General features: G+C 72.3%; 24 protein-coding genes and 1 pseudogene. 14 read left to right on the forward strand and 11 right to left on the reverse strand.

The genetic code is table 11. From position 1 onward, the window contains the following. The first annotated feature begins 36 nt into the window (after positions 1-36). The 3 genes from AB0F58_RS18140 to AB0F58_RS18150 are packed head-to-tail and all read left to right on the forward strand — an operon-like array spanning position 37 to position 3,387. Positions 37-1,380 carry a hemolysin family protein gene (locus AB0F58_RS18140; protein ID WP_357143735.1) on the forward strand — a complete coding sequence of 448 codons (1,344 nt, stop codon included), beginning with the start codon at positions 37-39 and terminating at the stop codon, positions 1,378-1,380. After that, a complete protein-coding gene (locus tag AB0F58_RS18145; protein ID WP_357143737.1) occupies positions 1,377-2,441 on the forward strand; it encodes a hemolysin family protein in 1,065 nt (354 codons plus the stop codon). The genes AB0F58_RS18140 and AB0F58_RS18145 overlap by 4 nt, the downstream gene beginning before the upstream one ends. Before the next feature lie 7 nt (positions 2,442-2,448). Beyond that, a complete protein-coding gene (locus tag AB0F58_RS18150; RefSeq protein ID WP_357143816.1) occupies positions 2,449-3,387 on the forward strand; it encodes a sporulation protein in 939 nt (312 codons plus the stop codon). 74 nt (positions 3,388-3,461) lie between these two features. Here the strand turns inward: AB0F58_RS18150 and leuE are convergent, their stop codons facing one another. Both leuE and AB0F58_RS18160 read right to left on the reverse strand, forming a co-directional pair. Further along, positions 3,462-4,121: a leucine efflux protein LeuE gene (gene leuE / locus AB0F58_RS18155; RefSeq protein WP_357143739.1), complete on the reverse strand. Its 660-nt coding sequence runs from the start codon at positions 4,119-4,121 to the stop codon at positions 3,462-3,464. A 10-nt stretch (positions 4,122-4,131) separates the two neighbouring features. Beyond that, positions 4,132-5,376: a bifunctional pyridoxamine 5'-phosphate oxidase family protein/GNAT family N-acetyltransferase gene (locus AB0F58_RS18160; protein ID WP_357143741.1), complete on the reverse strand. Its 1,245-nt coding sequence runs from the start codon at positions 5,374-5,376 to the stop codon at positions 4,132-4,134. A gap of 38 nt (positions 5,377-5,414) precedes the next feature. Between AB0F58_RS18160 and AB0F58_RS18165 the strand changes: the two genes are divergently transcribed. From AB0F58_RS18165 to rny, 8 genes and pseudogenes are all read left to right on the forward strand, one after another. Continuing rightward, positions 5,415-6,755, forward strand: coding sequence for an aminotransferase class I/II-fold pyridoxal phosphate-dependent enzyme (locus tag AB0F58_RS18165; RefSeq protein WP_357143743.1), 1,341 nt, complete (start codon positions 5,415-5,417; stop codon positions 6,753-6,755). A 121-nt stretch (positions 6,756-6,876) separates the two neighbouring features. Further along, on the forward strand, positions 6,877-7,584 hold the full coding sequence (locus tag AB0F58_RS18170) for a UdgX family uracil-DNA binding protein (RefSeq protein WP_357143745.1): 708 nt from the start codon (positions 6,877-6,879) through the stop codon (positions 7,582-7,584). A gap of 130 nt (positions 7,585-7,714) precedes the next feature. Further along, positions 7,715-8,857, forward strand: a complete 1,143-nt coding sequence (locus AB0F58_RS18175; RefSeq protein WP_357143748.1) for an acyl-CoA dehydrogenase family protein — start codon at positions 7,715-7,717, stop codon at positions 8,855-8,857. Between the two features lie 72 nt (positions 8,858-8,929). Next, positions 8,930-10,242 (forward strand): annotated as a pseudogene (locus AB0F58_RS18180) (MFS transporter); the annotation flags it as partial. A 13-nt stretch (positions 10,243-10,255) separates the two neighbouring features. Continuing rightward, positions 10,256-10,456: a DUF3046 domain-containing protein gene (locus AB0F58_RS18185; RefSeq protein WP_285787354.1), complete on the forward strand. Its 201-nt coding sequence runs from the start codon at positions 10,256-10,258 to the stop codon at positions 10,454-10,456. Positions 10,457-10,635: 179 nt separating this feature from the next. Then, positions 10,636-11,682 (forward strand): recombinase RecA, encoded by a 1,047-nt coding sequence (gene recA / locus AB0F58_RS18190; RefSeq protein ID WP_357143751.1) that lies wholly within the window; start codon positions 10,636-10,638, stop codon positions 11,680-11,682. Between the two features lie 8 nt (positions 11,683-11,690). Next, the gene (locus tag AB0F58_RS18195; protein WP_357143753.1) at positions 11,691-12,437 is read left to right on the forward strand and encodes a regulatory protein RecX; all 747 of its coding nucleotides are present in this window, start codon (positions 11,691-11,693) and stop codon (positions 12,435-12,437) included. Between the two features lie 624 nt (positions 12,438-13,061). After that, positions 13,062-14,828: a ribonuclease Y gene (rny, locus tag AB0F58_RS18200; RefSeq protein ID WP_357143755.1), complete on the forward strand. Its 1,767-nt coding sequence runs from the start codon at positions 13,062-13,064 to the stop codon at positions 14,826-14,828. Positions 14,829-14,994: 166 nt separating this feature from the next. On the opposite strand, the gene AB0F58_RS18205 is transcribed toward rny, so the two are convergent. The 6 genes from AB0F58_RS18205 to AB0F58_RS18230 form a co-directional block, all read right to left on the reverse strand. After that, positions 14,995-15,315: a hypothetical protein gene (locus AB0F58_RS18205; protein WP_357143757.1), complete on the reverse strand. Its 321-nt coding sequence runs from the start codon at positions 15,313-15,315 to the stop codon at positions 14,995-14,997. 105 nt (positions 15,316-15,420) lie between these two features. Then, complete coding sequence (locus tag AB0F58_RS18210) at positions 15,421-15,729, reverse strand: hypothetical protein (RefSeq protein WP_357143759.1); 309 nt, start codon at positions 15,727-15,729, stop codon at positions 15,421-15,423. 343 nt (positions 15,730-16,072) lie between these two features. Beyond that, positions 16,073-16,939 carry an amino acid ABC transporter permease gene (locus AB0F58_RS18215; protein ID WP_357143761.1) on the reverse strand — a complete coding sequence of 289 codons (867 nt, stop codon included), beginning with the start codon at positions 16,937-16,939 and terminating at the stop codon, positions 16,073-16,075. Continuing rightward, positions 16,936-17,592 carry an amino acid ABC transporter permease gene (locus tag AB0F58_RS18220; RefSeq protein WP_357143763.1) on the reverse strand — a complete coding sequence of 219 codons (657 nt, stop codon included), beginning with the start codon at positions 17,590-17,592 and terminating at the stop codon, positions 16,936-16,938. Before AB0F58_RS18220 ends, AB0F58_RS18215 begins: the two co-directional genes overlap by 4 nt. A gap of 74 nt (positions 17,593-17,666) precedes the next feature. Next, positions 17,667-18,602 carry a glutamate ABC transporter substrate-binding protein gene (locus tag AB0F58_RS18225; RefSeq protein ID WP_357143765.1) on the reverse strand — a complete coding sequence of 312 codons (936 nt, stop codon included), beginning with the start codon at positions 18,600-18,602 and terminating at the stop codon, positions 17,667-17,669. A gap of 55 nt (positions 18,603-18,657) precedes the next feature. Beyond that, on the reverse strand, positions 18,658-19,404 hold the full coding sequence (locus AB0F58_RS18230) for an amino acid ABC transporter ATP-binding protein (protein WP_357143767.1): 747 nt from the start codon (positions 19,402-19,404) through the stop codon (positions 18,658-18,660). Between the two features lie 272 nt (positions 19,405-19,676). Here AB0F58_RS18230 and selD point away from each other — a divergent pair, with 272 nt between their 5' ends. After that, positions 19,677-20,666 carry a selenide, water dikinase SelD gene (gene selD / locus AB0F58_RS18235; RefSeq protein ID WP_357143769.1) on the forward strand — a complete coding sequence of 330 codons (990 nt, stop codon included), beginning with the start codon at positions 19,677-19,679 and terminating at the stop codon, positions 20,664-20,666. Between the two features lie 184 nt (positions 20,667-20,850). Continuing rightward, positions 20,851-21,330 carry a hypothetical protein gene (locus AB0F58_RS18240; protein WP_357143771.1) on the forward strand — a complete coding sequence of 160 codons (480 nt, stop codon included), beginning with the start codon at positions 20,851-20,853 and terminating at the stop codon, positions 21,328-21,330. Here the strand turns inward: AB0F58_RS18240 and AB0F58_RS18245 are convergent. Then, positions 21,276-21,611 carry a DUF2277 family protein gene (locus tag AB0F58_RS18245; protein WP_357143773.1) on the reverse strand — a complete coding sequence of 112 codons (336 nt, stop codon included), beginning with the start codon at positions 21,609-21,611 and terminating at the stop codon, positions 21,276-21,278. The two genes, AB0F58_RS18240 and AB0F58_RS18245, sit on opposite strands and share 55 nt — an antisense overlap. A 54-nt stretch (positions 21,612-21,665) precedes the next feature. Here AB0F58_RS18245 and miaB point away from each other — a divergent pair, with 54 nt between their 5' ends. Next, positions 21,666-23,165 carry a tRNA (N6-isopentenyl adenosine(37)-C2)-methylthiotransferase MiaB gene (miaB, locus tag AB0F58_RS18250; RefSeq protein ID WP_357143775.1) on the forward strand — a complete coding sequence of 500 codons (1,500 nt, stop codon included), beginning with the start codon at positions 21,666-21,668 and terminating at the stop codon, positions 23,163-23,165. A 225-nt stretch (positions 23,166-23,390) separates the two neighbouring features. On the opposite strand, the gene AB0F58_RS18255 is transcribed toward miaB, so the two are convergent. Together AB0F58_RS18255 and AB0F58_RS18260 are read right to left on the reverse strand one after the other, a co-directional pair. After that, positions 23,391-24,389, reverse strand: a complete 999-nt coding sequence (locus tag AB0F58_RS18255) for a right-handed parallel beta-helix repeat-containing protein (protein ID WP_357143776.1) — start codon at positions 24,387-24,389, stop codon at positions 23,391-23,393. Between the two features lie 319 nt (positions 24,390-24,708). Continuing rightward, entirely contained in the window at positions 24,709-26,310 is a 1,602-nt protein-coding gene (locus AB0F58_RS18260; RefSeq protein ID WP_357143778.1) for a cellulase family glycosylhydrolase, read from the reverse strand. Positions 26,311-26,674 lie beyond the last annotated feature (364 nt).

The raw sequence follows: 26,674 nt of genomic DNA on the forward strand, positions 1-26,674 counted from the left end.
TCCCCTGTCGGCGATGTCGGGAGCCCTGAGCCTCCCGTGTTGATCGTCGTCGGACTCACCCTGATCATCCTTCTTACCGCCGCCACCGGCTACTTCGTGGCCCAGGAGTTCGGCTACGTCGCCGTCGACCGCGGCAAACTGCGGCAGATGGCCGACGACGGCGACCCCGCCGCCGCCCGTGCCCTCCAGGTCACCAGCCGGCTCTCCTTCATGCTCTCCGGCGCCCAGCTCGGCATCACCGTCACCGCCCTGCTCGTCGGGTACGTCGCGGAGCCCTTCCTCGGTGCCGGACTGGCCGAGCTGCTCGGACTGGCCGGCATCTCCACCGCGGTCAGCCTTCCCCTGTCGGTGGCCCTGGCCCTGACCATCGCGACCGTCGTGCAGATGGTCCTCGGTGAGTTGGCACCGAAGAACCTCGCCATCGCCCGGCCCGAGCCGTTGGCCCGGTCCCTCAGCCGCTCCACCCTGATCTACCTCGCCGTGGCCGGTCCGCTGATCAAACTCTTCGACCGGGCCGCGGTACGACTGCTCCGCCGGGTCGGCATCGAGCCGATCGAGGAACTGCCCAGCGGGGCGACCCCGAAGGACCTGGAGCAGATCATCGCCGAGTCCCGCGAGGAGGGACACCTCGACGCGGCCATGTCCGACCTGCTCGACCGGGGGCTGGACTTCCGGGAGCTGACCGCCGGGGAGGCCATGGTGCCCCGGGTCGACGTGCACACCGTCCGGGCCGACGAATCGATCAGCCGGGTGGTCGAGCTGCTCGACACCGGCCACTCCCGGTTCCCGGTGCGGGGTGCCGAGGGCGTCGACGACCTGGTCGGAGTGGTCGGGATCGCCGACGTGCTCGGCGTGCCCCCGGCGGAGCGCGGGTCGACGCCGGTGAGCGCGGTGGCCGTACCGCCCCTGCTGGTGCCGGAGACGCTGCCGCTGCCGACGGTGCTCGACCGGCTGCGGGTCGGGCACCGGCAGCTCGCCTGCGTGGTCGACGAGTACGGCGGGTTCGCGGGCGTGATCTCGCTGGAGGACATCGCCGAGGAACTGGTCGGTCCGATCCGGGACGAGGACGACCCACCGGAGCGGGCGCCCGCCCGGCAGGACGACGGGTCCTGGGTGGTGCCGGCCCGCTGGCGGATCGACGAGGTGGCCGACAGCACCGGCATCGCGCTGCCCGAGGGGCCCGAGTACGACACCGTCTCCGGGTTGGTGATGCGGGAGCTGGGCCGGGTCCCCGAGGTGGGTGACCTGTTGGAGATCGGGCTGCCCGCCGAGGACGGCGAGCCCGCTCCCCGGGCCCTGGTCGAGGTGCTCGCGGTGGACCGGCACGTCGCCGACTCCGTCCGGCTGCGGGTCATCGGCACGAGTGAGGTGGCGGCATGAGCACCCAACTCGCGCTGCTCACCTCGGTCGTGCTGCTGGCGCTGAACGCGTTCTTCGTGGCCGCCGAGTTCGCTCTGGTGGCCAGCAAGCGGTACCGGCTGGAACACGCCGCGGCCGGTGGCGGCCGGGCGGCCCGCGCGGCGCTCGACGGCGTCCGCGAGCTGTCCCTGATGCTGGCCGGTGCGCAGCTCGGCATCACCCTCTGCACGCTGGGCCTGGGCGCGCTCGCCGAACCGGCGATCGAGCACCTGCTCAGTCCGCTGCTGCACCTGGTCGGCCTGCCGACGACGGCGAGCCACGTCATCGCGTTGGTCATCGCGCTGAGCCTGGTCACCTTCCTGCACCTGGTGGTCGGCGAGATGGCCCCGAAGTCGTGGGCGATCACCGATCCGGAGCGGTCGGCACTGCTGCTGGCGTTGCCGTTCCGGGCCTTCGCCCGGGTGGCCCGTCCGGTGCTCTCCGTGCTCAACGCGGTGGCCAACGCCATGCTCCGGCTGGTCCGGGTCAACCCGCAGGACCAGCTCGCCCAGGTACACGGGCCGGAGGAACTGCGCATGCTGCTGGAACAGTCCCGCGAGCACGGGCTGCTCGGTGCCGACCAGCACCAGATGCTCACCAGCATGCTGGAGTTGCAGGGCACCAAGGTGGCCGACGTGATGGAACCCTTCGGGCAGATCGTCACGGTCCGCCGGGACGACCCCGCCGAGCGGATCGAGGCGGTCTGCCGGGACAGCGGCCGGTCCCGTCTCGCGGTGGTCGACCCCGCCGGCGACGTGGTGGGACTGGTGCACGTACGGGAGGCCGTCCGGGTCACCACCACCGGCCGGTCGGCGACCGCCGGTGAGCTGATGACCGACGCGTTCACCCTGCCCGCCACGGCGTCGGTCACCGAGGCGGTGGCCGCGATGCGGGGGGTCCAGGCACAGCTCGCGCTGGTGCGCAACGGTGGCGGCCCGACCCGGCCGATCGGGTTCGTCGCGCTGGAGGACCTCCTGGAGGAGGTCATCGGCGAGTTCGACGACGAGACCGACCCGGTGCCCCGCGGGCGGCGGATGCGGTAGGGCCATGGTGCGGTTCACGGGGGTGTCACCGGCGTCCGGCGGAACCGGGCTGACCGTGCACACCTCCGTGACCAACCCGAGCACCCGCCCCGGCCTGCGTCTGCCGGGGCGGGTGACGCTCACCGCCGGGCCGACCGACGTGCCGGTCGGGCACATCCGGCTGGGACTGGTCGGCACGGCCGAGCCGGAGGACCCGGACCAGCCCCGCCGTCTGGTGCAGTTCCACCAGGCGGCGGTGGCCGGCGGGTTCGTCCTGCCGGCCGGTCGGCGACGGTCGGTGACGTTCGCGCTGCCGTTGCCGTGGGAGACGCCGGTGACCGTCTTCGGCGGGGTGCCGTTGCTCAGTCTCCGTACCGGGCTGCGCACCGAGGTCGCGCTGGACGGCCTGCTGGACCAGGGCGCGATGGTGCCGGTCTTCGTCCATCCCCTCCCCACCCAGCAGCACGTGCTGGCCGCCCTCGACACCCTCGGCTTCACCCTGCGCCAGGTGGGACTCCAGGCCGCTCGGCTGCCCGGGGTCACCCAGACCCTCCCCGTGCACCAGCGGATCAACTACTGGGTGGGTCCGCTCTACGCCGGTCCGGTCACCGAGTTGGAACTGATCTTCGTGGCCGACCCGGCGGCCCTCGAGGTGGTCCTCTGGATGGACCGCCGCCTCTCCCTGGCCGGCGTGACCCACCAGAGCATCAGCCGGTTCAAGGTGTGGCACGTCGACGCCGGTCAGCGGGACTGGGCCAGCCTGGTGGACGGCTGGCTGCGGGCGGCGATCGACCGGCACGCCCAGACGGCGGCGCACGCCGAGTGGTCGGCCCACATCACCGGGTCGGCCCACGTCAGCCGCCCGCCCGAGCACCCGGTGGACCCGACCGAGGGGCTGGGTGGCGGCACCGGCGGTGACGGCAGCGGCAGCGGCAGTTCGGGCGGCGGATCCGGCGACGGCACCTGACACCGCCGGTGGCTCCGGCGAGGGCGCGCGCCGCCGCCGGTGCTTCCGGTGGGCGCGGACCGTGGCCCCCGACCTCAGCCGGCGGTGGCGGTGGCGAGCTTGACGCTGAAGCCGAGGAAGAGCGCCGCGACCCCGGTGGTGGCGGTGGCGGCCAGCCGGCGGCGGGCCCGGAACTGGCCGGCCAGGAAGGTGCCGGCGAAGATCAACGCAGTCAGGTACAGCACGCTGGTCACCTGCACGACCAGGCCGAGTGCCAGGAAGGAGAGCGCCGGCCAGGGGTAGGTCGGGTCGACGAACTGGATGAAGAAGGAGACGAAGAAGAGGATCGCCTTCGGGTTGACCAGGCTCACCACCAGGGCGCGCCGGAACGGCGCGCGGACCGCCGCCGGCTCCGCGGCGTCGACCAGACGCGGTGCGGTCGGATCGTGCCGGGTACGCCACCGCCGCCAGGCACCGCGCAGCATGCTCAGCCCCACGTAGCCGAGGTACGCCGCCCCGACGTACTTGATCACCAGGAAGAGCGGTGGGTACGCGGTGAGCAGCGAGGCCACCCCGGCCGCAGAGAGGACCATGAGCACGGCGTCGCCGACGAACACCCCGGCGGCGGCCCGGTAACCGGCACCCACCCCGCGCCGCGCCGCGGCCGAGAGCACGAAGAGCGAATTGGGTCCGGGCAGCAGAACGATCGCCACGGTACCCAGCACAAACGTCCAGAAGTCGGTGATGCCCAGCACGCGGCCATCATCACGTCATCGGCGCCCCCGAGCGAAGCTTTTCCCGCAATCGGCGCTGTGCTTCCGGCCACTCGTCGACGATCATCGAATACTGGACGCTGTCCCGCCAGGAACCGTCGGCGCGCTGCCGGTCCATCCGGAGCACCCCCTCCCGGGTGGCGCCGAGCCGTTCGATGGCCCGTTGGGAACGCTCGTTGTGGACGTCGGTGTGCCAGACCACCCGGTGAGCCCCCAACTCCTCGAACGCCCGGGTGAGCAGGAGCAGCTTCGCCTCGGTGTTGACCCCGGTGCGCCACCACGGCCGGCCGAGGAAGGTGTAGCCGATCGCCACCGTCCCCCGGCCGGGGTCGATCTCGTAGTACGAGGTGGTGCCGATCACCGCCCCGGTCACCGCGCAGCGTTGCACCCAGGGCACCCGCTCGCCCCGGTGGTGGGCAGACAGCGCCTCCGCGACCAGCCGGTGTACGTCGGCGACGCCCGTCGGCCGGGGGCCGCCCAGGTGTCGCCAGACCTCCGGGTCGTCGGTGGCCTCGAAGAGTCCGTCGGCATGGGAGACGTCGAGGGCCTCCAGCACCACGTGCGCGCCGCGCATCGAAGCCGCCTCGCGCCACGGCGAGCGGGGCGGACGCAGGTACGTCGGGACCGGTGCGGTGACCCCGTCGTCCGACTCGGGCAGCCCCGGCGTCAGCCGCAGCGGCACCACCCCGGCCCAGTACGGCAGGGTCAGGTCGGCCGGGTCGTCGCGGACCCCGCCGGTGCGGGCCCGGACCGACACCTCGCGCAGGGGCAGGGCCAGGACGGTCGTCTCGGCCAGTTCCCGTCGGCTCGGTGGGCGGCTCTCCGCGCTGCGGCCGGAGCCGACCTTCTCCACCAGCGCGGTCAGCACCGCGGACTTCTCCCCGGGGTCGGTGACCGTACGTGCGACGCCGTGCGCGACCACCGAGCGGTAGTTGGCGCTGTGGTGGAACTGGGAGCGGCCGTAGACCAGCCCGTCGAGCAGGGTGACGCCGACGCAGACCGGGAGCCCGTCCGGGCCCCGGGCGGCCAGCAGGGGCCGGCTGCCGGTGGAGCCGTGCAGGTAGAGGGTGTCGCCCAGGCGGACGTGGAGGGTGGGCAGCAGGCGCGGCTCGCCGTCGACGGTGAAGCCGAGCGTGCAGTGGTACGCCTCGTCGAGCACGGCGTGCGCGGCGGCCCGGTCGTAGCTCATCCGCTCCCGTGAGCGGTGGGGGATGGTCCGGGCGGTCGGCGTGTACATGTGACATCCCGCCTTCGTACTAGTACAATCTCCGAACTGTGGCAGTACGTTATCAGATCACCGGCGGTACGGCCGCCGAGATCTCGGCGAGCGTCGAGACGGGCGTCCGGAGCGGAGCGCTTCCGCCGGACAGCGCCCTGCCCCCGGTCCGCGCCCTGGCCGCCGCCCTCGCGGTCAGCCCGGCCACCGTCGCCCGCGCCTATCAGGAGCTGCGCCAACGCGGCCTGGTGGCGACCGCCGGCCGGCACGGCACCCGGGTCCGCCCCCGGCCGCCGGTCGCCACCCGCCGCGCCGACCGGTATCCGGTCCCGGGCCCCGGCGTCCGCGACCTCTCCCGTGGGCAACCCGACCTCCGGCTGCTGCCGCCGCTCGGCCCGCATCTGGCCCGGCTCGCCGACCGGATCGGCCCACCCGCCGACTACGCGACCGCCGGTGTCCTGCCCGAGCTGGCCGGGGCCGCCCGCCGTCGGCTCGCCGCCGACGGGGTACCGGTCGACGGGCTCACCGTCACCAGCGGGGCGCTGGATGGCATCGAGCGCCTGCTCGCCGCCCACCTGCGCCCCGGCGACCCGGTCGCGGTGGAGGACCCGGGCTGGGCCAACCTGCTCGACCTGGTCGCCGCGTTGGGCCTGCGGCCGGTCTCCGTGCCCCTCGACGACGACGGCCCGACCGAGGCCGGGGTCCGGGACGCGCTGGCCCTCGGGGCGCGGGCCCTGATCGTCACCAGCCGGGCGCAGAACCCGACCGGCGCCGCCGTCTCCGCCGGCCGGGCCGCCGCGCTGCGCGCCCTGCTCGCCGGCCGTCCCGACGTCCTGCTCGTCGAGGACGACCACGCCGCCGAACTGGCCCGCCGGCCGCTGCACACGCTGGCCGGGGCGACGCGGTCCTGGGCCTTCGTCCGCTCGGTGAGCAAGCCCTACGGCCCGGATCTGCGACTCGCCCTGCTCGCCGGGGACGAGACGACCGTGGCCCGGGTGGCCGGCCGGATGAGCGTCGGTCCCGGCTGGGTCTCCACCCTGCTGCAACGCCTGGTGCTGGCGCTCTGGGAGGACCCGGCGACCACCGACCTGGTCGCTCGGGCGGAGGAGAGCTACCAGCGGCGGCGCGTCGCTCTGCTCGCCGCGCTCGCCGGGCACGGCCTCCCCGCTCACGGCCGCAGCGGCATCAACGTCTGGGTGCCGGTGCCCGACGAGACCAGCGCGGTGACCGCCCTGCGGGACGCCGGTTGGGCGGTCGCCCCCGGCGGGCTCTTCCGGATCGGCGCGCCCCCGGCCGTCCGGCTGACCGTCAGCCCTCTCGACGACGCGGAGATCCCGGCCCTCGCCGACGCGGTCGCCCACGCGCTCCGGCCCGCCCGGCCGGCCGGTTTCACCGCCTGACCGTTCCACCGCCTGACCGGCCGGCGCCTGATCCGTTCACCGGCTGACCGACCGGGAGCGACGCGCCGGGCCGACCAGGGAACACCGCGTGACCGGGACGCGTGCGGGTAGAACAGTCGCCATGTCCGAGCAGACCGAGACCGCCCCGGGTGCCCAGCGGTTCATTCCACCCCGAGCCGACACGATCGACGAACTGCGGACCGCCGCAGCCGACTGCCAGGGCTGTGAGCTCTACCGGGACGCCTCGCAGACCGTCTTCGGCCGGGGCGGTGCGGACGCCCGGGTGGTCCTCGTCGGCGAGCAGCCGGGCGACCTGGAGGACCAGAAGGGCCTCCCGTTCGTCGGACCGGCCGGTCGGGTGCTCCGCCGGGCGGTCGACGACGCCGGTCTCGACCCCACCCGGCTCTACCTCACCAACACGGTCAAGCACTTCCGGTTCGAGGTACGCGGCAGACGACGCATCCACCAGACGCCCGACCAGGTGCACATCACCGCCTGCCGGCCCTGGCTGGTCGCCGAGTTCGCCCGGCTCCGTCCGGAGATCGTGGTGGTGCTCGGGGCCACCGCCGCGAAGGCCCTGCTCGGCCCGGCGTTCCGGGTCACCCGCCAGCGCGGTGAACTGCTGCCCTGGCCGGCCTCGGCGCAGCACCCCGAGGACTTCACCCGGGTGCCGGTCGACTCCGCCGGCCGGGTCGCCGACGCGCCACCGGCCCGACTCCTCGCCACCATCCACCCCTCCGCCGTGCTGCGCGCCGACAACCAGGAGATCGCCTACCGGGGACTGGTCGCCGACCTCACCGTCGCCGCCCGGGCCCTGCTGCCCGGCTGACGCCTCCCCGGTCGGCCCCGCCGCCGCGCCCACCCGCCGTCGACCCGCACCCGACCCGGCCGCCGGCCGGTGTCGACGCCTCCCCGGTCGGCCCTGGGCAGGACCGCGGGCCGGTGCCACACTGGCCGCCATGGAGCAGCATCTCTACGAGCCCGTGCACGAAGAGTTCCGGGACCTCTGCCGGGAGTTCCTCGCCCGGGAGGCGGTACCGCACCACGACCGCTGGGAGGCCGACGGCATCGTCGACCGGGACGTGTGGCGGAAGGCGGGCGCCGCCGGGCTGCTCGGCACCGACGTCGACCCCGAGTACGGCGGTGGGGGTCAGCGGGACTTCCGGTTCAACGCCGTGCTGGCCGAGGAGGTCGTCGCCGCCGGCTGCTCCGGGCTCGGCTTCGGCCTGCACAACGACGTCGTCGCGCCGTACCTCTGCGAGCTGGCCACCGAGGAGCAGCGCCGGCGCTGGCTGCCCGGCTTCTGCTCCGGCGACATCGTCACCGCCATCGCGATGAGCGAGCCGGGTGCCGGCTCCGACCTGGCCGGCATCCGCACCACCGCGGTCCGCGACGGTGACCAGTGGGTGCTCGACGGGCAGAAGACCTTCATCACCAACGGCGAGCAGGCCGACCTGGTCGTCGTGGTCGCCAAGACCGCACCCGGGCAGGGCGCGCACGGGGTCAGCCTGATCGCCGTGGAGAGCGGCACGCCCGGCTTCGACCGGGGCCGCCGACTGGCCAAGGTGGGTCTGAAGGCCAGCGACACCGCCGAACTCTTCTTCGACGGCTGCCGGGTGCCGGTGGCGAACCTGCTCGGCACCGAGAACCACGGCTTCTACCACCTGATGGCGAACCTGCCCCGCGAGCGGCTCGGCATCGCGGTCGCCGCGGTCGCCGCCGCCGAGCGGCTGCTCGCGATCACCCTCGACCACGTCCGGGGCCGGGAGGCGTTCGGCCGGTCGATCGGCTCCTTCCAGCACAACCGGTTCCTCCTCGCCGAACTGGACACCGAGGTCACCATCGCGCGGACCTTCGTCAACCACTGCGTCACCGAGTTCAACGCCGGCCGGCTGACCGTGGTCGACGCGGCGAAGGCCAAGTGGTGGACGACCGAGTTGCAGAACCGGGTCGCCGACCGCTGCCTGCAACTGCACGGCGGGTACGGCTACATGCTGGAGTACCCGGTGGCGAGGGCCTGGCTGGACGGGCGGGTGCAGACCATCTACGGCGGCACCACCGAGATCATGAAGGAGATCATCGGTCGCGGCCTCGGCCTGTAGCGGGACGGCGGGCGTCGGCCACCGCGACGGGTGCGCCAGGATGGTGGCCGCCCCCTCCCGAGGAGTTCGCGGATGACCACCGATCTGACCGCCCCGGTCGCTCTGCGCCCGGACGTCGCCCCGATCCAGCGGCGCACCCTGCGGCTGCTCTTCGCCACCCAGATCATCGGCGGCGTCGGGGTCACCATCGGCATCTCCGTGGGCGCGCTGCTCGCCGAGCGGATCGCGGGCGCGGCCGTGGCCGGCCTGGCGCAGAGCGCCGCAGTGGTCGGTGGCGCGCTGCTCGCCGTCCCGATCACCCGAATCATGACCGGGCACGGCCGCCGCCCCGGCCTGGTCCTGGCGTACCTGACCGGCGCGCTGGGCGGACTGCTGGTGGTGACCGCCGCGGCCTCCCGCTCGGTGCCCCTGCTCTTCCTCGGCATGCTCCTCTTCGGCGGCGGCAGCGCGGCCAACCTCCAGGCCCGGTACGCCGCCGTCGACCTCGCCGAACCGGCCCGCCGGGGCCGGCAGCTCTCCCTGATCGTCTGGGCCACCACGATCGGGGCGGTGGCCGCGCCGAACTTCGCCGATCTCGCCGACGCCACCACCGGCCGCTGGGGCGTGCCGACGCTGGCCGGACCGTTCGCGTTCAGTGCCGTCGCCTTCGCCTGCGCCGCCGTGGTGATCTTCACGCTGCTCCGTCCCGACCCGCTGCTCACCGCCCGCCGGCTCGCGGCGGACGAGGCGGTCCCGGAGCCCGGCGGCGGGCGGGTGCCGGTCCGACCTCGCGCCGCCGGTATGTGGTCGGCCTGGCGGGTCGTGCGGCAGCGGCCGGCCGCCCGGCTGGGCATGGCCGCGGTCGCCATGGGCCACCTGGTCATGGTCGGGGTGATGGCGATGACCCCGGTGCACCTCGGTGAGTCGCACGGCGACGCCGACGTGCTGCGGGTGGTGGGCGTCGTACTCAGCCTGCACATCGCCGGGATGTACGCGCTGGCCCCGGTGGTCGGCTGGCTCACCGACCGGTTCGGTCGCCGGCCGGTGATCCTCGCCGGCACCGCCCTGCTGCTGGCCGCCTGCGCGGTGGCCGGCTCCGCCGGGCACCACACGGTGCTGCTCTCGGTCGGCCTGGTCCTGCTCGGGCTGGGCTGGTCGGCCACCATGGTCGCCGGTTCCACGTTGCTGTCCGAGTCGGTGCCGGTGGCCGAGCGCCCCACCGTCCAGGGTCTGTCGGACCTGACCATGGGGCTGGCCGGTGCGGCGGCCGGTGCGGCCAGCGGGTTTGTCGTCCAGGTGGCCGGCTATCCCGTCCTGACCCTGCTCGCGGCGGTCGCGGTCGTGCCGTTGGTGGCGCTAGCGTTGCGGCCGGCGACGGTGGCGCCCGAGGGGGAGTGACGTGCGGAACGGGGGAACAGGGTGCGGCTGACCGACTTCTGGAGCCGGCTCGAGGAGGCGTTCGGGGCCGGCTACGCGGGCAGCATCGCCCGGGACCAGGTTCTCGCCCAGCTCGGCGGGCGGACCATCGACGAGGCGCTCGCCTCGGGTGAGCAGACCCACGTGGTGTGGCGCGCGGTGTGCGCCGCCTACCCGGACCGGGTGCCCGCGCGACTACGCTGAGCTGCCCTTCCGTCGGTGGGCGTGTCGCTTGTCGTCTCGTACAGGTGTTCGGCTATTGTCCACAGCGGGGTGCTCGTCCACAGGCCATGGCCCGTCGGCTGGTTCTTGTCGGACCCAGCGCCTAGCGTGTCCGCGTGACGAGAAGCTCAGGAAAGACGCCGGCGAAGGCAGGGGTAACCATGGCGGCAGCGCCCGACCGGGAGAAGGCACTCGACCTTGCTCTCGCGCAGATCGACAAGCAGTTCGGCAAGGGCTCGGTGATCCGTCTGGGGGAGCGGCCGGTCGTCCAGACCGCGATCATCCCCACCGGCTCCATCGCGCTCGACGTGGCGCTCGGCGTGGGTGGTCTGCCCCGGGGCCGGGTCGTCGAGATCTACGGTCCGGAGTCCAGCGGTAAGACCACGGTGGCCCTGCACGCGGTCGCCAGCGCGCAGCGGGCCGGCGGCATCGCCGCCTTCGTCGACGCCGAGCACGCGCTCGACCCGGAGTACGCGAAGGCCCTCGGCGTCGACACCGACGCCCTGCTGGTCTCCCAGCCCGACACCGGTGAGCAGGCCCTTGAGATCGTCGACATGCTGGTCCGCTCCGGCGCGCTCGACATCATCGTGATCGACTCGGTGGCCGCCCTGGTGCCGCGCGCCGAGATCGAGGGCGAGATGGGCGACAGCCACGTCGGTCTCCAGGCCCGGCTGATGAGCCAGGCGCTGCGGAAGATCACCGGTGTGCTCAACAACACCGGCACCACGGCGATCTTCATCAACCAGCTCCGCGAGAAGATCGGCGTGATGTTCGGCTCGCCCGAGACCACCACGGGTGGTCGGGCGCTGAAGTTCTACGCCTCGGTCCGGCTGGACGTCCGCCGGATCGAGAGCCTGAAGGACGGCACCGACGTGGTCGGTAACCGCACCCGGGTCAAGGTCGTGAAGAACAAGGTCGCCGCCCCGTTCAAGCAGGCCGAGTTCGACATCATGTACGGCAAGGGCATCTCCCGCGAGGGCTCGCTGATCGACGTCGGTGTCGAGCAGTCGATCATCCGCAAGTCCGGCGCCTGGTACACCTACGACGGCGACCAGCTCGGCCAGGGCAAGGAGAAGGCCCGCGAGTTCCTCCGGGAGAATCCGGACGTGGCCGCCGAGATCGAGAAGAAGATCCTGGAGAAGCTCGGCGTGGGTGTCGGGGCGGGCGACGCGGCCGGTGGTCCCGAGCTGCCGCCGGTCGACTTCTGATCGGCCGCGTGGTGGGACGAGGGGCCCGTTCGGGGCGGGGCTGGGACGCCATCCCTCCCCGGGCGGGTGACATTCCTGCCCGGCCCCGGCGGGGACGCCGGAGCCGTTCCTCCGGGCCGGACGCCACCACCGATGTGCCGGACGAGGGCATCCGGGCGGACGATCCGTCGCCTGGTTCCGACTCGTCCGACGGGCCCCGCACCGAGCCCCGCAACGAGGCGGAGGTGGCCCGGGAGATCTGCCTCCGGCAGCTCGCGGTCCGACCACGCACCCGGGCGGAGCTGGCCAGGGTGCTTGACCGTCGGGGCATCTCACCGGAGGTCACCGCCGAGGTGCTCGACCGGTACGACGAGGTCGGCATCGTCGACGACGCCGCGTTCGCCCGAGCCTGGGTGTCCAGCCGGCACACCGGGCGGGGACTGGCCCGGCGGGCGCTCGCCAACGAGCTGCGCCAGCGTGGCGTGGACGGTGAGGTCGCCGGTGCGGCGCTCGGTGAGTTGGACGAGGCCACCGAGGCGGAGACGGCCCGTGCCCTGGTGGACCGCAAGCTGCGGTCCGCCCGGGGTGAGCCGGACGCGATCTTCCGGCGGCTGGTCGGCATGCTCGCCCGCAAGGGCTACCCGCCGGGTGTGGCGATCCGGGCGGTCAAGGACGCCCTGGCCGCGCAGAGCGCGGAGGCTGCCGCGTTCGCCGACCAGATCGACGCGGACGCCCTCGCCACCGTCGATCCCGACCTCGACCTGCCGTCCGCATGATCGTGACGGCATCCGGGCGGGCACCCGCTTCCCCGGCCGACCGGTGTGCCGATCGTCGTCGGGCCGGAGAGCGGGGCGGTCGACGACGGGGTCGAGAACGGCTGGACAGATGGAGTGATGTGTTCGGTACGTTCGGTAGTCGACCTGTTGGGTGACGGCCGGGGTGGTTGCCCGCTTTGTCGTCCAGTGTCCGACCGGGGATGAGCGTGGCGTGACGAACCGACTGCCCTCTGTCCCCCTATTTTGATCATGAGTCCTTGACCGGAAGGCCTCCCGGCACCTAGCCTCGCCTTACAGGCTCACATTGCCCGACCAGCGCAGGCTAAGCGCACAACATAGATCGTGTAACGGAACAGCATCACTTCGGCCGGCTCGCCCGGCCCTTGCACCGACGTCGGACCGGTCGGTCCGACGCCGGTGAGACAACTGCACCCGGCCGTCGGCGATGACCAAAGGGGGTCACCGCCGACGGAGACCTACCCATGGCCAGTCGCTCCGGTCGGGCGTCTAGTAGCCGCAGGGGTGCGTGCCCACCGGCACGTGACCACTGCGGCGCCGACGTTCAGGGGAGGCGGCCATGACGGGGCGGCAGAGGATCAGCGGTGGTCCCCACGGAGTACCGGCATGAGCGCCTTCGACATCGTCCTCCTCGGGGCGGTCGCCGTCCTGACCCTCGTGGTGGTCGGCGCGGTCGTCCTCGGTGCCCGGACCCTGCGTCGGGTCGGCGCGGCACCGGCCCCCGAGGATCCGGCCTTCGCCGCCGAGAAGGACCGTCAGGAACAGTCGCTGGCGGCGTTGCGGACCGCCGCCGACGAGGCCCACTCGACCGCCGACGTGGCGAAGTCCGCCGCCGCGGCGGCCCGGGCCGAGGCCGCCGGGGCCAAGGCCGAGGCGACCGCCGCCCGGGACGAGGCACGTCGGGTGCTGGAGGCGGCCCGCCTGGAGGCGGACAACGTCCTCGAGCGCGCCCACAAACAGGCCGAGGCGGATGCCGAGCAGTTGCGGGCGGCGGCCCGACGCAGCGGCGAGCGGGAGGTGGCGGTGCTCGCCTCCACCACCCGGGAGCAGGCCGCCGAGGTCGAGCGGCGAGCGGCCCGGATGGACGAGCGGGAGCGGCTGCACACCGAGGAAGCGGAGCGGCTCGCCGAGCGGGAACGCCAGCTCACCGCGGCCAGCGTCGCCCTGGCCGCCCGGGAGGCGGCGCTGGTCGAGCGGGAGCAGGCCGTCGTCGAGGCGGAGGAACAGCGCCGCCGGGAGTTGGAACGGGTCGCCGGGCTGACCGTCGAGGCCGCCCGCACGGAGCTGATCGACGCGATCGAGACGCAGGCCAAGCGGGAGGCCGCGCTGCTGGTGCGGGACATCGAGGCGGACGCCCGCAACACCGCCGACCAGCGGGCCCGGCACATCGTGGTGGACGCGATCCAGCGGGTCGCCAGCGAGCAGACCGCGGAGAGCGTGGTCAGCGTCCTGCACCTACCGGGCGACGAGATGAAGGGGCGGATCATCGGCCGGGAGGGGCGCAACATCCGCGCCTTCGAGTCGGTCACCGGGGTCAACCTGATCATCGACGACACCCCGGAGGCGGTGCTGCTCTCCTGCTTCGACCCGGTCCGCCGGGAGGTCGGCCGGCTCACCCTGGAGAAGCTGGTGCTGGACGGGCGGATCCACCCGCACCGGATCGAGGAGGTGCACGACCTGGCCCGGCAGGAGGTGGACGAGCTCTGCCAGCGGGCCGCCGAGGATGCCCTGGTCGAGGTGGGCATCACCGACATCCACCCGGAACTGGCCACCCTCCTCGGCCGGCTGCGTTACCGGACGTCGTACGGGCAGAACGTGCTCAAGCACCTGGTGGAGACCGCGCACATCGCCGGGATCATGGCCGCCGAACTGCGACTGGACGTGCCGACCATCAAACGGTGCGCCTTCCTGCACGACATCGGCAAGGCGCTCACGCACGAGGTGGAGGGGAGCCACGCGCTGATCGGCGCGGACGTGGCCCGCAAGTACGGCGAGAGCGAGGAGGTCGTCCACGCCATCGAGGCGCACCACAACGAGGTGCCCCCGCAGACCATCGAGGCGGTGCTCACCCAGGCGTCGGACGCCTGTTCCGGCGGCCGGCCGGGTGCCCGGCGGGAGAGCCTGGAGGCGTACGTCAAGCGGCTGGAGCGGATCGAGGAGATCGCCGCCGGCAAACTCGGCGTGGAGAAGGTCTTCGCGATGCAGGCCGGTCGGGAGATCCGGGTGATGGTCAAGCCGGACGACGTGGACGACATCGGCGCGGCGGTCCTCGCCCGGGACGTGGCCAAGCAGATCGAGGAAGAGTTGACCTACCCGGGGCAGATCCGGGTGACCGTGGTCCGCGAGTCCCGGGTGACCGAGATCGCCCGCTGAACCCGCTCGCGGTGGCGGGTGACGCGCGAACGGGGCAACCGATGGTTCGGTTGCCCCGTCCTGGCGTCGGGTCCGTCCGCTGCCGGGTGAACCGGAGTGGCGCCTCGGCAGTGGAGTGAGCTGACGCTCGGTCAGGTCGCCGGAGTGCTCGCCGGCCTACCCGGGATCAGAGCTGGTACTGGTAGGTGACGGCCACGAGCGTCGTGCCACTGAGGCAGCTTGCGCTGGAGACCGAGCCGGGGCCGGCCCAGCTACCCTGCCTGAGGGTCTGGTTCCCGCTGCTGTCCTCGCAGTAGATCTGCACCCGGGCGAGGGTCACACCCGTGCACTTCGCCCAGCCGGACCCGCCGTCCTGGCCGATCTGCCCGGCGCCGACCTGGCAGCTCGGAGCCGCCTGGGCTGCGGTGGCCGGCGCCAGCAGGGCCATACCGGTGGCCAGGGTGAAGGCCGCGGCCGTCGAGATGCCGAGTCTCCTGGTGCGATTCATTACTGTCCCCGTTTCTGTGGTCTATCTGGTGTGGACCGTTCGTGACCCGATACCCGTCGAAGGTGCCACGGCCCGCGCCGGACGCGCGGTGCCGGGCTGGTGGCATCAGGTGTACTGCGCTCCGACGGTCACGACCCAGGCGTACTCGTGGCACCGGGCGCGCGACTGCACACCCGGGCCGACCCAGGAGCCGTACGCGGTGTACTGCGAACCGCTGTTCTCCTCGCAGCGGACCTGCACCCGGGCGCTGGTCACGCCGGTGCACGTCGCCCAGCCCGATCCGCCGGTCACCCCGATGTTCCCGCCCACCGAGCAGCTCGGCGCGGCCTGGGCCGGCGAGCCGGGGGCCAGCAGGGCCCCGGCGGTCATGGCGAATGCCGCCGCCGACATCCCGAGCTTCCTGACGTGTTTCATGTCGCCACCCCGTTCTGGTCGTTCGTCCGCCGGGTCCGTCCACGTTCCGGAACGCCGGCGAACGATGTCGACACACCGTGCATCGACAGATTTCGATGCTGATGTCCATGTTGGTGGAAGTTCCATCGACAATGGTAGCTGTATGTCAGATTGCCGACACGAAGTGTGACGTATTCGCGGGTGCGGAGCGGCTCCGAGCCCGTTCCGGCTCCCGTCGGCCGACGGCCGGCTCCCGTCGGCGATCGGCGGTCGGCGGGGCCGACAGCCCGGTCACCGTGGCGTGGGGCCTGACACGACGGAGGGGGCGAACGGCGACAGCCGTCCGCCCCCTCCGGTACGTACGTCAGACGGCGCGGGCCGAGTCCGCTCCGGCGTCCTGGGCGGGCAGCACCTTGCCGGCGGTCCGGGGCATCCGGCTCATCCGGCGCTGCAACCACCAGGCGAAGAAGGAGAGCAGGCCGCAGATGCTGATGTAGATCGCGGCGACCACGAGGTACGTCGGCACGTAGGGCAGGCCGAACGACAGTCGCCCGCCGATCTGCTTGCCGACGAAGAGCAGCTCCGGGTACGTGATGATGAACCCGAGTGCGGTGTCCTTGAGCAGCACCACGAGCTGGCTGACGATCGCCGGCAGCATCGACCGGAACGCCTGTGGCAGCAGGATCAGCCGCAGCACCTGGTTCTTGCGCATCCCGATCGCGTACGCGCCCTCGGACTGGCCGTACGGCACGGCGTTGATGCCGGCGCGGAAGATCTCCGCCAGCACCGAGCCGTTGTAGAGGGTCAGCCCGATGACCAGCGCCCAGAGCTTGTCGATCGGCCAGCCGTACTGCAACGGCACGTAGTAGCCGAAGAAGATCAGGATCAGCAGCGGAATGGCCCGGAACAGCTCCACCACGAAGGTCGCCGGGGAGCGCAGGAACCACTTGTCGCTGAGCCGGGCGCTGGCGAAGACCGCACCGAAGAGCAGGGCCAGCACGGCCGCGATGCCGGCCGCCTTGAGGGTGGCCCAGAGGCCGGTGAGGAGTTCCCGCTGCACCGAGGCGTACTGGAGCTGCTCCCACTTGCGGGCCTCGAACTGGCCGGTCTCGTTGAACCGCCAGACCACGAACGCGAGGAGCGCGACGATGCCGACGGTCGAGACGATGCCGAGGATCGCGTTGCGCCGGCGGGCCTTCGGCCCGGGCAGGTCGTAGAGCACCGACGTCATCGCGCTACCGCCCACTTGCGCTCGAGGATTCGTTGCAGGGCCACCAGCGGCAGGATCAGGATCAGGAAGCCGATGGTGATCCAGAGCAGCACGGCGAACTGCGGCTCACCGCGCTCGGACATGTACGACGGGATGGCGCCCGCCTCCAGCACCGAGAAACCGGCGGCGATGGTGGTGTTCTTCAGCATCGCGATGAGCACGCTCATCATCGGCGGCACCATCGCCCGCAGCGCCTGCGGCATCACGATCAGGGTCAGCACCTGACCGAAGGTCATGCCCAGCGCCCGCGCCGCCTCGGCCTGGCCGGGGGCGACGGTGTTCACGCCGGAGCGGATCACCTCACAGATGAAGGCCGCGGTGTAGACGGTCAGCGCGACGACGGCGCTGGCGAAGTAGTCGATGTTGACGTCGAGCTTCGGTACCGCGAAGACGAGGAACGCGAAGACCAGGGTCAACGGAGTGTTCCGGACCAGGTTGACGTACGTGGCGCCGAAGGCCCGCAGCGTGGGGACCGGGGAGACCCGCATCGCGCCGAGCAGCAGGCCGAGGAGCAGGCTGCCCACGGCGGCTCTCAGGAACAGCTGGACGGTGTTGGTGAAGCCGTCGAAGAACAGGTCCTTGTTGTCCGTCAGGACACGGAAGAACTCGCCCATGCCTCTCGCTCTCGATCCTCACCGCGGGTGACGGGCGGGGAGATCCCCGCCCGTCACCGCGTCACGAACGCAGGTCAGTACCGCTCGAGGGTGGGCGGGCTGCCCGCGGAGCCGGACTTGCCCAGCGTGCCGTCGTAGATCTTCTGCCAGGTGCCACCGGTGAACGCGGCCTCCAGCTGGTCGTTGACGTAGTCGCGGAACGCCTTGTCGTCCTTGGGCAGGCCGATGCCGTACTTCTCGGTGCTGAACGGCTGGCCGACGACCTTCAGCTCGCCCTGCGCCTGCGCGGCGTAGCCCTTGAGGATGGCGTCGTCGGTGGTGACCGCGTCGACCTTCTTGTCGAGCAGCTGCGAGACGCACTCGGAGTAGGTCTTGAACTCGACGATGTTCTCCGGCTCGGTCAGCCCCTCGTCCCGGACCTTCTGGATCGGGGTGGAGCCGGTCGCCGAGCAGACCTTCTTGCCCTTGAGGGTGTCCTTGCCGGTGATCGCGCTCTCGTCCTTGCGGACCAGCAGGTCCTGGCCGGCGACGAAGTACGGGCCGGCGAACGAGATGTCGTTCTTGCGCTTGTCGGTGATCGAGTAGGTGCCGACGTAGTAGTCGACCTCGCCACCCTTGATCGCGGTCTCCCGGTTCGCGGAGGCGATCTCCTTGTACTCGATCTTCGCCGGGTCGACGCCGAGGGTGCTCGCGACGTACTGGGCGACCTCGATGTCGAAGCCGCACCGGGTGCCCTGGGCGTCCTTGTAGCCGAGGAACGGCTGGTCGAACTTGACGCCGACGACGACCTTGCCGGCGCTCTTGATCCGGTCGAAGGTCGGGCTGCCGGCGACGGCGGCGTCGGTCTTCGGGGCGAAGGTCGTACCCGAGGTCTGGCAGGTGTCGGAGGTGCCGCCACCGGGGGCGTTGCCGTCGCCGCTCGGCGTCGGGGTGCCCTCCTTGCCGCAGGCCGCGACCGAGAGGGCGAGCGACGCCATCATGGCTGCCGCCGCCACGCGCTTGAACCGCATGATCTTCTCCTTCTTCGACTGAGCTGCCGGGGGACGGCGTGCTCCGGACGGACGCCTAGTGCGTGAGGATCTTGGAGAGGAAGTCCTTGGCGCGCTCGCTGCGCGGGTTGGCGAAGAACTCGGTCGGGGAGGCGTCCTCGACGAGCTGGCCGTCGGCCATGAAGATGACCCGGTTGGCCGCGTGCCGCGCGAAGCCCATCTCGTGGGTGACCACGACCATGGTCATGCCGTCGCGGGCCAGCGAGGTCATCACCTCGAGCACCTCACCGACCATCTCCGGGTCCAGCGCGCTGGTGGGCTCGTCGAAGAGCATCGCCTTGGGCTGCATGGCCAGGGCGCGGGCGATCGCCGCACGCTGCTGCTGGCCGCCGGAGAGCTGGGCGGGGTACTTGTCCGCCTGGTTGGCGATGCCGACCCGGTCGAGCAGCGCCATCGCCCGCTCCCGGACGACCGCCGGCTTCTCCTTGCGGACCTTGATCGGGCCCAGCGTGACGTTCTGGAGAATGGACTTGTGCGCGAAGAGGTTGAACGACTGGAAGACCATGCCGACCTCGCTGCGCAGCTTCGCCAGCGCCTTGCCCTCGGCGGCCAGTGGCTGACCGTCGAAGGTGATCGTGCCGGAGGTGATCGGTTCGAGCCGGTTGATCGCGCGGCACAGCGTCGACTTGCCGGAGCCGGACGGGCCGATCACCACGACCACCTCGCCCCGGTCGACCGAGAGCGAGACGTCGTTCAGCACGTGCAGCGGACCGAACCACTTGTTGACCGAATCGAGCACGATGAGCGGTTCGCCCGTCGTCACCGTCGTCCACCGTCCCTCGTCGTCGCCGGGGCACGGAGGTCGGACGACCTCCGGTGGGGCAACTCTAGGCGGGCCGGTATGGCAGAACGCAACTCAGCGGGTCACGGAGCGGTAACACCGACAGCTATCGTCTCGGGAAGTCGGCGATCCGGCAGCATTCCGGCCGGCGTCCCGGCCCCGAGCCGCACGGCAGGCCGTCGACCAGCGCGGTAGGTGTGCCGGGAGCGGGTGCCGGGCCGGTGGCGCAGGTCCGCACGAGTGGAGGCGAGACAGTGATGGAACCGGTCCGGTTGACCCGGTACGCCCGGGGCGGTGGCTGTGCGTGCAAGATCCCGCCCGGTGAGCTGGAACGGATGGTGGCCGGTCTCGGCCCGTCCGGCGGCACCGCCGAACTGCTGGTCGGCCTGGACCACGGGGACGACGCGGCGGTGGTCCGGCTCGACGCGCACACCGGCGTGGTCAGCACCGCCGACTTCTTCACCCCGGTGGTCGACGACGCGTACGACTGGGGCCGGATCGCCGCCACCAACGCCCTCTCCGACGTCTACGCCATGGGCGGCACCCCGCTGCTCGCGCTCAACCTGCTCTGCTGGCCCCGGAACGTGCTGCCGTTGGAGTTGGCCCGGGAGGTGCTGCGCGGTGGGCAGGACGTGGCCCGGTCGGCCGGCTGCCACCTCGCCGGCGGACACAGCGTCGACGACGACGGTCCCAAGTACGGCCTCGCGGTGACCGGGGTGGTCCGTCCCGAGGAGCTGATCACCCTGGACGCCGGGCGGGCCGGGCTGCCCCTGTCGCTGACCAAGCCGCTCGGTGTCGGGGTGCTCAACACCCGGCACAAGGCCACCGGCGAGAGCTTCCCCGAGGCGGTGGCGACGATGACCACCCTCAACCGGGACGCCGCCCGCGCCGCGGTCGCGGCCGGGGTGCGCTGCGGCACCGACGTGACCGGGTTCGGGCTGCTCGGCCACGCCAGCAAGCTCGCCCGGGCCAGCGGGCTGACCGTGGCGCTGGACGTCGCCCGGGTGCCCTACCTGTCGGGGGCGCGGGAGGCGGTGCGGGACGGCCACGTCAGTGGCGGCAGCCGCCGCAACCTGGAGTGGGTCACCCCGTGGACGGACTTCGGCCGGGCCGGCGAGGACGACCGGCTGCTGCTGGCCGACGCCCAGACCTCCGGCGGTCTGCTGGTCGCCGGTGAGCTGCCCGGTGCCACCGTGATCGGCGAACTCCTGCCGGGTGGCGACCACCGGATCGTGCTGCGCTGACGGCGGCACCGTACCCGATGGAATGTCGGGTTCCGGGCAGCTCCCGAGGAAGGCCACGTGGAAATTTTGCCCGGAATGGTCACAGACCGGTAACTTGCCCACGCCTAGGGCCAAACCACCTCCACCATCATCAGTAGGGCCCGATCCGGAGGCCCCCTGGGGACGAGCACAGCGAGGAGGCGGCATGACCGAGCTGTGGAGCTGGAGAATTGACCGGGTACGGCCGGTGGAGGTCTACCCGGCGTTGGCGGAGGTGCTCGGTCGGGTGGTGATGCCGCTCGCCGCGGCCGACCCCGGTCGGCTCCCGGTGCACGCGGTGATCTGCGACGTGTGGCAGGCGCCGGGAGAGTTCGCCACCGTCGTGGACTGCTACGGGGTGCCCGAGGGGTTCGGTGAGCACACCAGCGTGGCGGCGCTCGCCCGCCTGTTGGACCGCCCCTGCGTGCTGCGCGACGACACCCTCGACGCCGGGCGGCACCTGCTGGTCACCCCGGACGGGACGATCCGTCCGGTGCACTTCGAGGTGCGGGAGACCGACGACGGCGAGGAACTGGCCGACCAGCGGTTGTGCACGCTGGACCATCCGGGCTGCCGGGGCTGGTCGCAGTGTCACCGCTCGCGCTGGGCCCCCGACTCGGTGGTGCCCGCGCTCGCGGCGGCCTGACCGGAGGCCGCCCCGACCCGGTCGGCGGCGGACGGCGCCGGTCGGTCGGCGGCGGGAGAGGGTCCGGGACGGGCGCCGCCCCGGACCACGAGCTGGTCGAGCAGGGTCCGGGTGGCGTCGGCGACGGCGGTCACCGCCGCCTCGAACGCGGCGGCGTTGTGCGCGGCCGGCGCCCGGAAGCCGGAGATCTTCCGGACGTACTGCAACGCCGCGGCGTGCACGTCCGCGTCGGTGACCGCCGGGACGTACGGTTCCCGCAGGGTCTTGATGCTCCGGCACATTGGGTCCTCCTCGGTTCCGGCCGGTCCGTCCGGCCCGGATACGCTGTCACCGTCATGACTACCGCAGCCGTGGGCAGCCCGCGCACCTACCAGGTGCGTACGTACGGCTGCCAGATGAACGTGCACGACTCCGAACGTATCTCCGGTCTGCTGGAGCAGGCGGGCTACGTGCGCGCTCCGGAGACCGACGACCATCCCGACGTGGTCGTCTTCAACACCTGCGCGGTCCGGGAGAACGCGGACAACCGCCTCTACGGCAACCTCGGTCACCTGCGCCCGGTCAAGAACCGGAACCCGGGGATGCAGATCGCGGTCGGCGGCTGCCTGGCCCAGAAGGACCGCGGCGACATCGTCCGCCGGGCCCCCTGGGTGGACGTGGTCTTCGGGACGCACAACATCGGCTCCCTGCCGGTGCTGCTGGAGCGGGCCCGGCACAACGCCGCCGCCGAGGTGGAGATCCTGGAGTCCCTCGACGTCTTCCCCTCGACGCTGCCCACCCGGCGCGAGTCGACGTACGCCGGCTGGGTGTCGATCTCGGTCGGCTGCAACAACACCTGCACGTTCTGCATCGTGCCGTCGCTGCGGGGCCGGGAGAAGGACCGCCGCCCCGGCGACGTCCTCGCCGAGGTCCGGACCCTGGCCGACTCCGGCGTACTGGAGGTGACCCTGCTCGGGCAGAACGTCAACTCCTACGGCGTCGAGTTCGGCGACCGGTACGCCTTCGGCAAGCTGCTGCGCGCCTGCGGTGACATCGACGGCCTGGAGCGGGTCCGGTTCACCAGCCCGCACCCGAAGGACTTCACCGACGACGTGATCGCCGCGATGGCCGAGACCCCGAACGTCTGCCACTCGCTGCACATGCCGTTGCAGTCCGGGTCGGACGACGTGCTCAAGGCGATGCGCCGCTCCTACCGGGCCGAGCGCTACCTCGGCATCATCGACAAGGTGCGCGCGGCGATGCCGGACGCGGCGATCACCACCGACATCATCGTCGGCTTCCCCGGCGAAACCGAGGCGGACTTCCAGCGCACCCTCGACGTGGTCCGGGAGTCCCGGTTCGCCTCGGCGTTCACGTTCCAGTACTCCAAGCGCCCCGGTACCCCGGCCGCCACCATGGACGGGCAGCTGCCCAAGGAGGTCGTGCAGGAGCGCTACGAGCGGCTGATCGCCTGCGTCGAGGAGATCACCTGGGCGGAGAACCGCCGGCTGGTCGGGGAGACCGTCGAGGTGCTGATCGCCGTCGGCGAGGGCCGCAAGGACGAGCGCACCGGCCGGATGTCCGGCCGGGCCCGCGACGGCCGCCTGGTGCACTTCGACGCGGGGTCGCTGGCCGGCACGGTCCGGCCCGGCGACATCGTGCACACCACGGTCACCTACGCCGCCCCGCACCACCTCAACGCCGACGGTGAGCCGCGGTCGCACCGGCGCACCCGGGCCGGGGACGCCGCCGAGGCGGGGCTCGCACCGCGTACCCCCGGGGTGCTGCTCGGCCTGCCCACCCTCGGCGCTCCCGCCGCGTCGCCCGCGCCGACCACCGGCTGCGCCGCGCACTGAGACGCGGCTCGGGGTCCGCCGCGCACTGTGACACGGGCCGGGCCCGCCGCGTACTGAGACGCAGGTCGGGGTCTGCCGCCCACTGTGACGCGGGTCGGGGTCTGCCGCGCACTGTGACGCGGGTCGGGGTCCGCCGCGCACCGAGACACGGGCCGGGCCCGCCGCGTACTGAGACGCGGGTCGGGGCCCGCCGCGTACGGCGGGCCCCGACCGGGTCGCGCGGGGTCAGACCTGGATCCGGCCGGCACCCGCGCCGGCGGTCACGATCGACTTGACGCTGCTGGCGCTGTCCAGCGTGTACGCGTACGGGATGCTGGCGACGCTGCCGCCGGTCTGCCCGCTGCCCGAGTTCACGAAGTGGTTGTTCCGGGCGACCAGGGTGCCCGGCCCGGAGCTGCCCTCACCGAGGTGGTACGGGTCCTCGACGTTCTCGAAGTAGTTGCCCTCGACGAGCACGCCGGCACCCTCGGTGGACGCCACGCCGTAGCCGCTGTTGTTGTAGTAGTAGTTGTTGTAGACGTGCACCGGGTTGCCGAAGCGCACCCGGGGGTGGCGCTGGGTGCTGGCGTCGAACCAGTTGTGGTGGTAGGTCACCCGCAGGTGCCCCCGGTCCTGGCTGGCGTTGTCGTCACTGTGCCCGAGCAGCATGGACTTGTCGTGGTTGTAGACCCGGTTCCAGGACACCGTGATGAAGTCCGAGCCGCGCTTGATGTCGACCGCACCGTCGTTGCCGTCGGTGAAGGTGTTGTGGTCGATCCAGAGGTTCTTCGCGGACTGCTCGACGTTGATCGCGTCGTCACCCCAGCCCCGGAAGGTCAGGTTCCGGATGATGACGTTGCTGTTGCCGTTGACGGTGAAACCGCAGCCGGAGATGGTCGCGCCCGGGTTGCCGAGGATGGTCTTGTTCGACCGGACCCGGATCATCCCCGAGCAGGAGATGGTGCCGGAGACCCGGATCACCGCCGCGCTGCTGGAGCCGACGGCACTGGTCAGCGCCGAGGCGTTGGAGACGGTGGTGGCCGGGGCGGTGCCGCCGCCGGTGGTGCCGCCGTTCTGGGTCGCCCAGCCGACCAGGGCGGTCGAGGCGGCCTGCGGAGCGGACTCGGGGCCGGCGGTGGGGCTGGCCTGGGCGGTGACGGAGGTGAGCATCCCGGCGGTGAGCAGCGCCGCGGTGGCACTGGCGGTGGTGGCGAGCAGCGTCAGGCGACGCCGTCCTGCGAGCATGGTCTTTTTCCCTTCTGCAAGCGGTGGACACCCGATCGGCGGACCGGTGGGACGCCGTGCCCAAGGCGGCGTCGGGGTCGGCCGGTGACCGGGGGGACGGTTGTCCTCGAACCGTGCTGACCGTGCTGTTCTCAGCTCCCGCGCTACACTTCGACCGGTCAGGTAAGCGCTTTCCTGATACAAGCACAACCTCCCGTCGATGTAAACAGCACGTCACAAGTCGATCACCGATAGGTATCGATTTCCGGGATCGGGCCCGCGCCGGACAGTCGACGGCGGCCGTCACCGGAACGGGTGACGGCCGCCGTCGGAGCAGGGGTCAGCAGGTGGTGCCGTTGAGCGTCACCGCGCCCGGCGTGCTGGTCGGACCGTTGGCCGTGAAGCCGATCGTCACCGAGGCGCCGGCGCCCAGCGACGGGGACCAGGTGGGAGCCGCCGCGGTCACCGTCGCGCCGGTCTGGGTCAGCGTGGCGTTCCAGCCACTGGCCACGGTGACCCCGGTCGGCCAGGACCAGGTGACCCGCCACGGGTTGACCGCCGCGCCACCGGTGTTGGTCACGGTCACCTCGCCCTGGAAACCGCCCTGCCAGGTGTTGGTCGTCCGGTACGCGACCGTGCACCCACCGCCCGGCGCCGGGGACGACGGCCCGCCGGTCGGGGTGGGGGAGGGGCCGGCACCGACCGGGGCGATCAGGTACGGCTGGAGGATGGCCTGCTTGGTGGTGTTGATGGTGGTCCAGTCGTCCAGGGCGATCCCGCCGGTGTCCCCGGAGTTTGGGTTCCAGGACCAGTAGGTGAAGGACATCCCGTTGACCCCGGTGCCGGTGTACGCCATCAGGCGCTCCAGCCAGACCTTGTCCCGGGGGTCGGCGAGCGTGCTGCCGAACTCGCCCATCATGATCGGCGCGATGTTCTGCTTGTACAGGTAGCCCCAGTACTTGTCCCAGATCCCGGGCAGGTTCGCCGGGAAGTCCGGCGCGTCGAACCAGGCCTGCTCGTAGACCGAGGTGGCGTACTCGTGCGGCGAGTAGACCAGCCGGTTCGGCACGCTCAGGCGGACCGGGAACTCGCCGGCCTTCGACAGGTTGCCACCCCACCAGCCGCAGTCCTCGTCGTTGCTCGGGTCGCCGTCCCAGACGTTGGAAAGGCCGCCGCTCGGGCAGCTCACCCCCTCGACGAAGATCAGCCAGTTCGGCTGCACGCCGAGGATCGCGTTGCCGGCCCGCTCGGCGGCCAGCCGCCAGTCCCGGGCCGGCACACCACAGCCCCAGCAGGCGCCGGTGGCGTTCGGGTTGGTCCCCTCGGCGTGCGGCTCGTTGTGCAGGTCCGCGCCGATGACGGTGGTGTTGCCGGCGTACCGGCGGGCGAGCATCTTCCAGTCGTCGATCCAGGTCTGCTCGGAGACCGTCGGGGTGTACCAGAGCGCCGACTGGCCGCCCGCGGACGGGCGGTGCCGGTCCAGGATGATCCGCATCCCCTTGCCACCGGCGTACTCGACGACCCGGTCGAGGATCTGCAACGGGGAGAGCCCGACCAGGTCGGGGTTGACGAAGTCGTTGATGCCGCTGGCCGTCGCGCCCGGCTTCAGCGCGTCGTTCGAGTACGGCACCCGCAGGGTGTTGTAGCCCAGGCGGGCCATGGTGTCGATCTGGTTGCGCCAGGGGTTGGTCGACCAGAGACCGTGGAAGGTCTTGTTGTCGGTCTCCATGCCGAACCAGTTGATGCCGGTGATCCGGACCGTGGCGCCGGTGCTGTCGACGATCCGGTTGCCGACGGTGTGCAGGTATCCGGTGCCGGTACCGGCACTCGCGGCGACGGCCGGTGCGGGGGTGGGGGCGGCGGTGACGAGCACGCCGACGGCCGCGGTCACCACGGCGGCGAGAACGCCGCCGAGCGTGCCGCGACGGAGGGTACGGGACATTGCCAGAGCTCCATTCCGAGGAATCCGTGCCCGGACCTGCGGTGCGGAAGACGACCACGCGTGCGTGGCGAAGCTGCCCTGGCTCCGCGCCTATTCTGGTCGCCGCCGCGCGCGTCCGTCAACGCCCCGTCCGTCAACGCGCCCCGCCCGTCAACGCGGCCCGGCCGACGGCGTCAGCGGTCGACGGCGGGGCCGGGGACCGGGACGGCCCGCGGCGACCCCCCGGAACGACGAGACCCCCGCGCCCCCCGGTTTGGGGGGGGGGGGGGGCTAGGACCGGGGGGAGCCGGCCAGCGCGGGGGGGGGGGGGGAAGGGCGCGGGGGGGCGCGCGCCCGGGGGGCCGCCCCGGTGCGCGTGGCGGCG

This window comes from Micromonospora sp. NPDC023956 (assembly GCF_040639195.1).
In the GTDB taxonomy this organism is placed as follows: domain Bacteria; phylum Actinomycetota; class Actinomycetes; order Mycobacteriales; family Micromonosporaceae; genus Micromonospora.